Raw genomic sequence first — 11,963 nt, forward strand, 5'->3', positions numbered from 1 at the left:
GAAAAATGTCTTTTAACAAAATAGGTATCATAGGCGCTATGGCGGAAGAGATCGAGTTGCTGCATGAGCATGTAAACATAGCGTCTCAAGTGACGAAAGCGGGAATTACATATTATGAAGGGATCCTTCATGGTAAAGAGGTCATTTATTGCAAATCGGGAGTAGGCAAAGTGAATGCGGCTGTCTGTACCCAAATATTGCTTGACCTCGGTGCTGATTGTGTTCTCTTTACGGGTGTAGCAGGAGCCGTTGATCCTCAACTGAACATTGGCGATATCGTGGTGTCTACGAGCTGCATCCAGCATGATATGGACTGCTCCCCGCTGGGCTTTGCCCGCGGAACGATACCTTTCCATCCCAGATCAGAGTTTGCAGCGGATGACCGCCTAATCGAGCTTGCGGCTTCTGCTAGCTCAAGACTCTTCTCTGGTCGCAGTTTGAAGGGAAAGGTACTTTCAGGGGACCAGTTTATTGCTAGCCGCGAGACGGTAAAGCTGCTTCATGAAACTCTTCACGGCGCTTGCGCGGAGATGGAAGGCGCTTCTGTTGCGCAAGTGTGCGATATGAATGAAACGCCGTTTGTTATTATCCGTTCGATGTCGGATAAAGCGGACGGTTCGGCACATGTAAACTTCGCGGAGTTTACCGTTACTGCGTCTAATCATTCCTACCAAATTATCGAAGATATCGTAAAAAATATTTAACCAAATCATACCAGAAAGAACCAGCCGCGATGCATGCATCGCGGCTGGTTCTTTCTTTGCGTTGAGTAAACGTAATGGGGATCCACAATTATAGATCCTGTATAACAATATTCTGAATGATCCTATTCTTATCTGCGATTTCCGATCGTCTCGGCATCGGTTCGATATCGGCTGTATCATCCATCCACTTTGAAGGCAGCTTTAACGGGCTAACAGATGCCCAGCGTTTCAGCCAACTGTCGGGAAGAGCTATTTCTTTGCCGGCAGCTATTTCATGTGTAATAGGATGGTCAATCATGGTTAACCATACGAGAGACCAGGCTCTAGGAACGACTCGAAATATATCATACCCGCCTCCGCCAAGGGCTATCCACCGGCCATCCGTATAGGTATGGGCTAATTCATGTATAATAGCGGGGATTTCTGCATAGATCCGCATGCTGCAGTGAATATGCGAGAGCGGATCATAGGCATGGGCATCGCAACCGTGTTGGCTAATAATGACATCCGGTTTGCAGTAGGATATTACTTTACGCAAGGTCATATTGAAAGTTTCGAGCCAGGAATCATCCTCCGTGTAAGGCTCAAGCGGTACATTAAAGCATGCGCCAAAACCAAGGTCGGTACCTTTTTCATGCACATAGCCTGTGCCAGGAAACAGAAATTTACCGGTCTCATGTATGGAATAGGTACAAACATCGGGGTCGTCATAAAAAACCCATTGCACACCATCGCCATGATGAACATCCGTGTCGATATAAAGAACTTTGGCGCCATAGGTCTGGCGAATATGCTTAATGGCGACTGCCGCGTCGTTATATACGCAAAAGCCTGAAGCGCGGTCAGGAAAGGCGTGGTGCAATCCGCCGGCAAGATGGTAGGCATGCTTCGTCCGGCCCGTCATAACGGCATCAGCAGCTGCCAGCGAGCCTCTGACGATCGACATGGCCGCCTTGTGCATGCCGGGGAAAAAAGGTGTGTCCTCCGTATGAAGCCCGAATTGCTGAGCAAGAAGGCTGCTATCGCTTATTTGGGCATTTTCACTTAGTTGTTTAACGGCAGCCAAATAATCCGTTCGATGTACGAGAGACAAGAGCTCATCGTCGGAATAGAGGGGAGGGGCCTCGATCTGCTCCTCGTCCAATGCGTTCACTTTTGCAAGCAGGTCAATCGTAAGCGTGAGCCGAAGCGGATCAAAAGGATGCTCTTCGTCAAATTTATATCCGCTAGAATCCGGATGATGTATGAAAACAGCATCAGAAGCCATCTTTATCCTCCTAAAGGTTTGCGAAGCAAACCTACTTCGTAAGCATGGGCTTAGGTTTGCGAAGCAAACCTACTTCGTAAGCATGGGCTTAGGTTTGCGAAGCAAACCTACTTCGTAAGCATGGGCTTAGGTTTGCGAAGCAAACCTACTTCGTAAGAATGGGTTCAATACATAAAACGCTGCCGAAACCGTACCCGGTCAAAATGTTCAACGGAGCTTATCGGCACTTCTTTGCCGATGCGGACCATTAAGCAATTTGCGGGGTGGGAGCAGATTTCGGGATCATCGGTAGCAAACCACACCATACCGACGGACTGCATTAATTTTTCCATCATCTTGCGATAATCCCACACGTTTAGGTTCGTGCCTTCAAGATCCCAATGCCAATAATATTCGGTCGTGAAAACGATCATGTTTTCTAATTGTTCCTCGGCGAACGCAAGCTGAATCAATCTTTTTCCCAATCCGCAGCCGCGGTAATCGTCTGCTACTTCTATGGCGCCAAGCTCGATAAGATCCGTCATGCCGCCTTCCGACCATCGCTCAAGCTCATCGGCATAGTGAAAGGTGACATAGCCGACGATCACGTCCCCTTCGCGGGCTAAAATGATTCTACCCTCGGCAAGACCTGCGATTTCGACAAGCGCATCATGCTGCTCGGTCGGTCTGCGGAACGCGTCCAAAGACTTATGCATGATCATGCAAGCTAGCTGCTCAGGAGGTACCGGCCCTTCTAAGATAAGCTCGCGTCCCGCGTCCAGAGCAAGACTCTCCCGCTGCAAACGCTTTCGATGTTCCAAGGCTATCCCTCCTTTTCTTGCATTTGAAAAGCGTGCTCGCACAGCAATCTCTATTACTCTTTATAGCAAAGTTTGTAGCAAATGAAAAGCGTAGTCGAATAGAAAAAGGATATGCTATAATGAGTTTGGCGGTTTAAATCTTGGGAAACGCGTTTGGATGCCTTCTTGTTTGCCTCAAGTAGCGGCATTTAATTGAAAGCGTATTCTTTGATAAAGACAAACAGATTTGATGGGAGAGTGATAGTATGATCAACTTACATCAAGAACGAATTCCAGCGACGGCACCGAATCCTAATTTACCGAATTATGAGGAATCAGTCACCTCGTTTGATTGGAGCCAGATCGAAAGCCAGTTCAGCTGGCATGCGACTGGAAAAGTAAATATGGCGTATGAGGCCATTGATCGCCATGTCGAGCAAGGAAAAGGCGGCAAGGTCGCTTTGTTTTATAGTGACAGCGAACGTGATGAATCCTATACCTTTGAAGAGCTGAGCAAACAATCGAATCGTTTTGCGAACGTATTGCGCAAGCTTGGAATTTCAAAAGGCGAGCGTGTCTTTATCTTCATGCCCCGTACGCCTGAGCTTTATTTCAGCGCGTTAGGCGCGTTGAAGGTGGGTGCGGTAGTCGGCCCGCTATTCGAAGCTTTTATGGAAACAGCGGTTAAGGATAGATTGCAGGACAGTGAAGCAACAGCTATCATTACGACACCTGCGCTTTTAAAAAGAATAAAAAGGGATGAGCTTCCGAACCTGAAGCATGTGATTGTATTCGGCAAGGATATGCCGCAGGAAGAAGGCATCATCGATTTCACGCAGGAGATGACTGCAGCGTCCGATGAAGCCGAGATCGAGTGGCTGGATCGCGAGGACGGACTTATTTTACACTATACGTCTGGTTCTACCGGAAAACCTAAAGGCGTCTACCATGTTCAGAATGCGATGATACAGCATTTGTATACGGGTCAAGTTGTACTCGACTTGAAAGAAAATGATATCTATTGGTGTACTGCGGATCCAGGCTGGGTAACGGGCACGTCCTACGGAATTTTTGCACCATGGCTCAACGGAGCGACAAATGTTATTCGCGGCGGCCGATTTAGCCCGAGTGATTGGTATGGCGTCATTCAAAAATACGGCGTGACCGTATGGTATAGCGCTCCAACAGCTTTCCGCATGCTCATGGGTGCCGGCGATGAAATATCGCAAAACTTTGATCTGTCCAGCTTGAGACATGTCCTAAGCGTAGGAGAGCCGCTGAATCCCGAGGTCGTGCGTTGGGGACTTAAGGTTTACGGACAACGCATCCATGATACTTGGTGGATGACGGAGACGGGGGGCCAGCTGATTTGTAACTATCCGAGCATGGATATCAAGCCAGGTTCTATGGGCAAGCCGCTGCCAGGCGTGAAAGCGGCAATTATTGATGATAGCGGAAATGAAGTAGCGCCTTATCGCATGGGTAATCTTGCGATTCAAACCCCATGGCCGTCCATGATGCGCAAGGTATGGAATAACCCCTCAAAGTACGAGGAATATTTCTATCTAAAAGGATGGTACATTTCCGGCGACTCGGCCTACATGGATGAGGATGGTTACTTCTGGTTCCAAGGACGGATCGATGACGTGATTAACACAGCAGGGGAGCGAGTTGGCCCATTCGAGGTCGAAAGCAAACTTGTGGAGCATCCAGCGGTTGCGGAAGCGGGCGTTATCGGCAAACCGGATCCTATGCGCGGAGAAATCATCAAGGCATTTATTGCGCTTCGTGAAGGGTATGAGCCTTCCGATGAATTGAAACAGGAGATTTCACAGTTTGTGAAGATCGGTTTATCCGCACATGCTGCGCCAAGAGAAATCGAATTTAAAGATAAGCTTCCAAAAACACGAAGCGGCAAAATTATGCGACGAGTGCTGAAAGCATGGGAGCTGAACTTACCGACTGGCGATTTGTCCACCATCGAAGATTAAATCGCAGATGGCATATGGTTAAACTTGCCTCAATATAAAAAGGATGTCTCCTAACCGGGAGACATCCTTTTTTCGTCTTATTAAGATTCGTTTATCATTTACCTCTGAAATAACTCAATCCATTCCCCATCAGGGCCACTCACGAAAAAGTATTGATAACCGTTCGGAAGAGTCGTAATTCCATCATCGATAAATTTAACGTCCAACTGTTTTAAACGGTCAAATTCAGCATGCACATCATCAACGGATAGCGCAAAGTGATGCACCTTGCCTTCAAGGGGCAGGCTGTCATTATAGCCTTGAATGAGCTCGAGCTCTGTTTCGCCTTCATGACCAAAGCCTAGAAAGGCAAGCTCTATGATGCCATTGGAGTGGGGTGTGCGTCCTTTAAGCTCAAATCCGAGGTTCTCCATGTAAAAAGCAATCGATGCCTCCATATTTTTTACCATTACGCCTACATGATCGATCCGTTTTTTGGACATGGGATGAATTCTTTCCTATTTTAGTTTTTAAAATATATCTAAGATGGATAATGATCTCTATCATAGGGAGAAGCCATATTACTGTCAAGCAGCATTAAGGGGAAGTCGAGGGCGATCGTATCCATTTTGAAAAAAATGGATTGACTTTCAAGGTTGGCATGGATAATAATGATGATAGTTCCGAGTATTTAGGTAGGAATAATAGGTTAAGGAGGTTGTTTGGTGGAGACTAGGAAATTAGGGAATAGCGATCTTTATCCATCTGTCATTGGTTTCGGCTCATGGGCCGCAGGAAAGGCGGGTTGGGGCGATGTGGACGATCACGAAACGGAAGCCGCTATCCGCCATGCATACGAATTAGGAATTAACTTTTTTGACACAGCTCCCGCCTATGGTCTCGGACATTCGGAGGCATTGCTCGGAAAAGTGCTTAAACCGGTACGCGAGCACGTAATTCTGGCGACGAAAACTGGTCTTGAATGGAACGAGCAGGGACAGTTTAGCATAAACGTGAGTAAGGCGAATATCATGCGCGAGGTGGATGAGAGCCTTCGGCGCTTAAATACGGACTATATTGATTTGTACCAGATTCATTGGCCTGACCCTAGCGGAAAAATACCGGTCGAAGAGACGTTTGAAGCATTAAATCAATTGGCGGCTCAGGGGAAAATAAGACATATTGGCGTATCGAATTTTAATGTACAGCAGCTGGTTGCCGCACAAACCGTAAGTCCTATCGTGTCTTTGCAGCTGCCGTATAATTTATTTCAAAGGGATGTAGAGCATGCGGCATTGGTTTATGCAAAACAGCTTAAGATCGGATTTGTTCCTTACAGCCCGTTGGCACAAGGTCTGCTGACCGGGAAATTCAATTATTTAACAAGGCTTCCCAAAACAGACGTGCGCGCACAGCTAAACCCCTTGTTCTCCGAGAAGCAGTTTGTCAAAAACCTCGTTATTATCGAGACCTTTACCGGAATGGCAAGGGCAATCGGAAAACCGTTAAATCAGGTTGCGATTAATTGGTTACTGTATCGCAAAGAAATTACGAGCGTGATCACCGGAGCTAAAACGATTAAACAGATTGAGGATAATGCCGCTTCTGCAAAATGGAGCTTATCTCGTGAAGATTATGAGCAAATTAGCCGATTGTTTGAAACGGATTCATCCTATGTCATTTGAGTTTAAGGATTGAAACGGAAAGCACAAAAAAAAGAAGCAGCCTCTTTTGTGAGACTGCTTCTTTTTTATTGTTGCAGAAAGAATCAATTTACCGTTTGCGCATTGGACGGAGCGGACTCTCCGTTTGCATTTTCCGAGGTGACATAGAAGGCCCCCGTTACGAGCGGAGCAACATACTCATAGTTAGTTTCCGAAGTCGAGGCGATCTTGGCATATTTCCCGTCGTTATTCGAGCTGAAATATACATGATATTGCGTAACCTGGTCTGACACGCTGTTCGATGCCCAGGTTAGGCGTACGCTAAGCTCCGTTTTTGAAGCTTGCAGGCCGGTTGGCGCAGCGGGAGCCGAAGCGGCTTCTTCATTTCCGCCGCTGTTTCCGCCACTCTCAGGAGGCGCAGGATTAATAGGAGAGTTACCGTATTGAACCAGTGGGCCAGGCGCTGATTCTTTGCCGGCAACATCAACCGCCGTTACATAGTAGGTCGAGTTTTGCGAGCTAGATGCATACAGCTTCATCCGTTTTTCAGAACCAACCGTGATGGATTTGCCTTGTTTTTTGTAAGGTCCTTGACTTACTGATTTATAAACACGGTAACCTACGACATCTTTGGCTGAGCTGTCACTAAACGTCAGGATGAGCACGCCATCTGATGATTGCAGCTTAACGCTTGCAGGCGGCGGCGGAGCAGCCCCGTCATCTACACGCGGGTCAGGCTTGGAAGGTGCATTGTTTTCTGCATCTGCAGGCAAGTAGGCGCTCATCGAGCGACGGCTCTTCGCTGGCAGCTTCGATTGCGCTGCTCTAATCTCATCCATTAAAACATCTAGCGGTTTTTTCCGTTTAATTACGATTTGTTCTTTCACCATGTCGCTCGGCGTAGCAGGGTTAGGCACATAGTTAACGCCGTTAAACGTGATGTACGCCATTTTGACAAGCGCATCATCGGTTTTCTTAGGTATATCCTTTTTGTTGAACCAATCCGTTACAAGCATGCCAGCTTCCTTCGTCAATTGGCTTGGAAGCAGGCCGCTTGCACTGGAAACCGTCGCTTTCACGATGCCGGACGGCCGCTCGAACTTATCTGTTGCGAATACCTCAGGTTTCTTTTCAGCCATTTCGTTCATAATTAACGCCCAGATGGAACGGGCACGTGCTTTTCCGTTCTCGGAAAGGGAGTTAACCTGCTCTTCATAGCCGGCCCATACGCCTAATGTGATATCAGGCGAGAAGCCCATGAACCATACGTCGCCATAGCTTTGAGTGGAACCGGTTTTACCGGCAATCGGAATTTCGCCATATTTCTTGAACTGTGATCTCAGTTTGCTTGCAGATCCGCTCTTGCTCGAAATAACTGTCGAAAGCATATCCGTCATCAAAAATGCGCTTTGCTCCGAGAAAACCCGTTTTGGCTCTTGCTTATGCTCGTATACGATTTTTCCGTTGGCATCTGTAATCCGAGAAATCATGTATGCATCATTGAAGACGCCTTTGTTCGGAATTGAGCCGTAAGCATTCGTTAATTCTTCTACGGATACACCGATGCTAAGTCCGCCGATAACACCGGTTTGTGCATAAGAGTCTTCCGGCTGGAGCGTAGTAATGCCGAGCTTCTTGACGAATGCCCACGCATTTTCGATTTTGACTTCATCGTTGAAAATTTTCAGGGCTGGCAAGTTCAATGAACGGTTTAACGCATCACGGGCTGTAACGAGACCTGCGAATTTACGATTTACGTTCATCGGAATATGAAAGCCTTTTTGACCGTCTTTCAGTACGATTGGAGCATCGTCGATAATGCTTGCGGGCTGTATAATGCCCATCTCGATTGCAGGCAGGTAAGCGGCTAACGTTTTCATTGTCGAGCCGGGCTGCCTTGTCATTTGCGTAGCATAGTTCAGCTGCTCTTCATAGAAGTCGCGGCCTTCGAGCATTCCTACGATAGCGCCTGTTTTGTGATCCAGCATGACTGCTGCGATTTGCTCGAGACCTTTTTCCTCACTGTAAGGGGTGAAGTTTTCATCATTGGTGCCGATCTCGCGCATGAGCTGGTAAATATCCTTGTCTATCGTCGTATAAACATGATAACCGCCCCGCAGCAGGTGATCACGAGCTTCCTCGATCAGAGGAGCATTTTCCTTTTTGCGCAAATCGGCTTTGGTTAATGTGGCGTCCTGCTCCATCAGCATAATTTCAGCTGCTTGCCGCTCAGCCTCAAGCATCAAATACGGAAAAGTCGTATAGGCTTTCTCGGAGGGCTCGGAAAGTGTTTTTCGGATATCGAATTTGAGAGCCTCGTCGTATTCCTGTTGTGTGATGCGGCCGGTTTGCATCATTCGCATTAACACCGTTTTTTGACGGCCCAGCGCTAAGTCAAAGCCGGCTTGATTGAATTGCCCTTTACCCGTAAAAGCGGTATAGGCAGACGGCCTTTGCGGAAGTCCTGCAAGATACGCGGACTGCGCAATATTCAGCTGGTTTAGATCCGTAATGCCAAAAATCCCTTTGGCAGCTGCTTTAATCCCGAATAAATTGTAACCGCTTGAACCGTTTCCGAAAGGAACCTTATTCAAGTACGCGGCCAGTATTTCTTCTTTGGTTAAATATCTTTCCATGCGCAGCGACAAAAATATTTCTTTGATTTTACGGCTGTCGGTTTTGTCTAGGCTTAGGAATACGCGGCGTGCAAGCTGCTGCGTGAGCGTGCTTCCTCCGGTTTGCGTTTCCTCATTCAAAAGCTTCTGCTTTACCGCACGTCCAAGACCGTTGATGTCTACGCCGTTATGCTCGAAAAAATTATTGTCTTCAATGCCAAGTACCGCATTGATTACCTGTGGCGGCAAATCATCATATGTAATAATCATTCGGTCCTCAGACGTTCTTAGCTGTCCGACAAGTGAATCATCATTGAAGTAAACGAATCCGGTAATGGCATTTTCGCCGACTTTCTCTTCAATAACGGTTCTTGGTCTTACTTCTTCATTTTTCACGAGGGCAGCGACATAACCGGTAACGGCGCCGCCTGCCAGCAAGCCAATGAAAATTCCGAAATATACCATCCATTTTACTGTTATAAAAGTTACGATTCCGAATGTCCGCCATTTGCTTCTTTTGGCCGGCGTTTGTTGACGTTCTTCTTGCATTTTTTTGACTCCTCCTCCAAATTGCACACCCATTATAACATAAATCGTCAAAGTAGCGCATTCTTTAACCGCATTGACATCCTATGATTGCTATGGTATAAATTCAATAATGTTTTATCCAATCAATGCTTTGAAGGGCATGAGTAGACTGCGAATCGTCATTGCAGAGAGCCGGTGGGTGGTGTGAACCGGTATGCGCCGTATGTTGAATTACCGCCTGGAGCTAAGTGAAGGAACCGTAGCTGATGAAGCTTCAGTGCATACAGGGCCAAAGGCCTCTGGGTGGCTGAGCCAGCCGTAGTAGTTCACTTCGGAGACCGTCTCCGTTATCAACAACGAAGTGAGAGTACTTCTTTCGTTTTCTATAAAGAAGATGTACTCTAACGAGGGTGGTACCGCGAGCTAATCCTTCTCGTCCCTTGGGGCAAGAAGGATTTTTTATGTCTATATAGACGCATGCGAGGGAGGAAAAGTTTTATGGTGAAGTGGGAAAGTTTAACGCTGGAACAGCAAAATGAGGTAGAGCGCCAACTGGCTGTCATTCGGCGCGGCGTTGTCGAAATCGTTCCGGAGGACGAATTGAAGAACAAAATAGCGAATGCCGTCGCAACTGGGACGCCGTTGAAAGTAAAGCTGGGCTTGGATCCGTCTGCGCCGGATATTCATATCGGTCATACCGTGGTTCTTCACAAGCTGCGTCAATTCCAGGAGCTAGGCCATCAGGTTCAGCTTTTAATCGGTGATTTCACGGGAAGGATCGGCGACCCTACAGGCAAATCGGAAACGCGCAAGCAGCTGACCGAAGAAGATGTAAAGCGAAATGCCGAAACTTACCAGAAACAAATTTACAAAATATTAGATCCGCAGAAAACAAAGCTATACTACAATTCAGAGTGGCTTGCGCCTCTTAATTTTGCGGAAGTAGTGAACTTGGCGGCAAAAGTAACGGTAGCGCGCATGATGGAGCGCGATGATTTCACGAAACGCTATACGACCGGCCTGCCAATCAGTATCCATGAGTTTTTCTACCCGCTAATGCAAGGCTATGATTCTGTAGCTCTTGATTCGGATATCGAGCTAGGCGGCACGGATCAGAAATTTAATCTGCTGATGGGCAGAACGCTGCAGAAGGAATACAGCAAGCCTGCACAGGTTGCCATTACGACTCCGTTGATCGAAGGCTTGGACGGCGTGAACAAGATGAGCAAAAGCTTGGGCAATTACATCGGCATCGATGAGGAGCCGAATCAGATTTACGGTAAATCGATGTCCATACCCGATGAATTGATGTTTAAATACTACGAGCTTGCAACGGATATGAACAATGGGGAGCTCGAAGCCTTGAAGACTGGGCTGGAGGAAGGTACCGTACATCCACGGGATGCGAAAATGCAGCTCGCAGCGACATTCGTCCGAATGTACCATGGCGAAGAGGCAGCCAAAGCAGCGGAAAACCATTTTATTACGGTGTTTCAGCAGCGTGCGCTTCCGGATGAAATCGAAGAGGTGAATCTCTCGAAGGAAGAACTGTCTGATGGCGGCATTAATATCGTGAAGCTGCTTACCGTGCTTGCGCTGCAAGCTACCAGCAGTGAGGCTAGACGAAGCGTACAGCAAGGCGCCGTGCGTATTAATGAAGAGAAAATTACGGATATCAACGCTAATGCTACCCCTAAGGATGGCGATGTTCTTCAAGTCGGCAAACGAAAATTCGTAAAAATTAAATTAGCTTAATTGTTCTAACGAAGCTTGTTGAATCGATAAAATTCAACAAGCTTTATTTTTTTAGAAACAAAAAGCTTGTTTCAAACGTAATAAATAACGGAAGCATTAACAGGTTTTGGATGAAGTGAAAGGAGGAGGAAGTTGGAGACGCTATTTTTGTCATGTCTAATCGGCGGAATTCTTTATGCACTCGTAAGCGTTATTTTTGGAGATTGGCTGGGGCAGGCGTTAGACGGTGCGTTTGATTTCTTATCGTTAGACGGTCACTCATGGCTGTCGCCGACTGCGCTTGTAGGCGGGATAACCGTGTTTGGAGGGGCTGGCGTTATGCTGCAGCGCTACACCGCATGGGGTTCAGCGGCAATTGTGACGGCATCACTATTCATTGCTCTCCTAGCAGGAACAGCGGTATTTTTTCTTTATATTAAACCGATGGAGGAAAGTGAAAATTCAATTGCCTTCTCGCTGAACGGTATGTCAGGCATGCTTGGGGACGTTCTGGTGCCGATTCCCGCGCATGGATACGGGGAAGTGATGGTGAAAGTAGGAGCCGGCTTTACCAATCAAATTGCTGCGAGCTTTGAGGGTGTCGAGATCGCAGGCGGCTCGCGAGTCGTTGTCGTTGAGGTAAGAGACAGCACGCTTTATGTATCGGAAGTGAATTTATCTTAATTCATGCAGCAGAAAGGG

General features: G+C 47.2%; 9 protein-coding genes and 1 other annotated feature. Of the genes, 5 read left to right on the top strand and 4 right to left on the bottom strand.

Features of this window, described 5'->3' with window-relative positions:
- The first annotated feature begins 5 nt into the window (after nucleotides 1–5).
- Nucleotides 6–704, top strand: coding sequence for a 5'-methylthioadenosine/adenosylhomocysteine nucleosidase (locus ACN6MW_RS27515; protein WP_419872988.1), 699 nt, complete (start codon nucleotides 6–8; stop codon nucleotides 702–704).
- An 88-nt stretch (nucleotides 705–792) separates the two neighbouring features.
- On the opposite strand, the gene ACN6MW_RS27520 is transcribed toward ACN6MW_RS27515, so the two are convergent.
- Complete coding sequence (locus tag ACN6MW_RS27520) at nucleotides 793–1,971, bottom strand: acetoin utilization protein AcuC (protein ID WP_419872989.1); 1,179 nt, start codon at nucleotides 1,969–1,971, stop codon at nucleotides 793–795.
- A 164-nt stretch (nucleotides 1,972–2,135) separates the two neighbouring features.
- Nucleotides 2,136–2,771, bottom strand: coding sequence for a GNAT family N-acetyltransferase (locus ACN6MW_RS27525; protein WP_419872990.1), 636 nt, complete (start codon nucleotides 2,769–2,771; stop codon nucleotides 2,136–2,138).
- 245 nt (nucleotides 2,772–3,016) lie between these two features.
- Between ACN6MW_RS27525 and acsA the strand changes: the two genes are divergently transcribed.
- Nucleotides 3,017–4,741 (top strand): acetate--CoA ligase, encoded by a 1,725-nt coding sequence (acsA, locus tag ACN6MW_RS27530; RefSeq protein WP_419872991.1) that lies wholly within the window; start codon nucleotides 3,017–3,019, stop codon nucleotides 4,739–4,741.
- Between the two features lie 98 nt (nucleotides 4,742–4,839).
- Here acsA and ACN6MW_RS27535 read toward each other — a convergent pair whose 3' ends face one another.
- Complete coding sequence (locus tag ACN6MW_RS27535; RefSeq protein WP_419872992.1) at nucleotides 4,840–5,223, bottom strand: VOC family protein; 384 nt, start codon at nucleotides 5,221–5,223, stop codon at nucleotides 4,840–4,842.
- A 222-nt stretch (nucleotides 5,224–5,445) separates the two neighbouring features.
- Between ACN6MW_RS27535 and ACN6MW_RS27540 the strand changes: the two genes are divergently transcribed.
- Complete coding sequence (locus tag ACN6MW_RS27540; protein ID WP_419872993.1) at nucleotides 5,446–6,405, top strand: aldo/keto reductase; 960 nt, start codon at nucleotides 5,446–5,448, stop codon at nucleotides 6,403–6,405.
- Nucleotides 6,406–6,488: 83 nt separating this feature from the next.
- Here ACN6MW_RS27540 and ACN6MW_RS27545 read toward each other — a convergent pair whose 3' ends face one another.
- Nucleotides 6,489–9,548, bottom strand: a complete 3,060-nt coding sequence (locus ACN6MW_RS27545; RefSeq protein WP_419872994.1) for a transglycosylase domain-containing protein — start codon at nucleotides 9,546–9,548, stop codon at nucleotides 6,489–6,491.
- Nucleotides 9,549–9,669: 121 nt separating this feature from the next.
- Nucleotides 9,670–9,971: a binding site (T-box leader), on the top strand.
- Nucleotides 9,972–10,028: 57 nt separating this feature from the next.
- Between ACN6MW_RS27545 and tyrS the strand changes: the two genes are divergently transcribed.
- Nucleotides 10,029–11,282 (top strand): tyrosine--tRNA ligase, encoded by a 1,254-nt coding sequence (gene tyrS / locus ACN6MW_RS27550; protein ID WP_419876463.1) that lies wholly within the window; start codon nucleotides 10,029–10,031, stop codon nucleotides 11,280–11,282.
- Nucleotides 11,283–11,414: 132 nt separating this feature from the next.
- Nucleotides 11,415–11,945, top strand: a complete 531-nt coding sequence (locus tag ACN6MW_RS27555) for a protease (RefSeq protein ID WP_419872995.1) — start codon at nucleotides 11,415–11,417, stop codon at nucleotides 11,943–11,945.
- Nucleotides 11,946–11,963: the final 18 nt, after the last annotated feature.

It is taken from the genome of Pristimantibacillus sp. PTI5, from assembly GCF_048572955.1.
Classification (GTDB): domain Bacteria; phylum Bacillota; class Bacilli; order Paenibacillales; family Paenibacillaceae; genus Pristimantibacillus.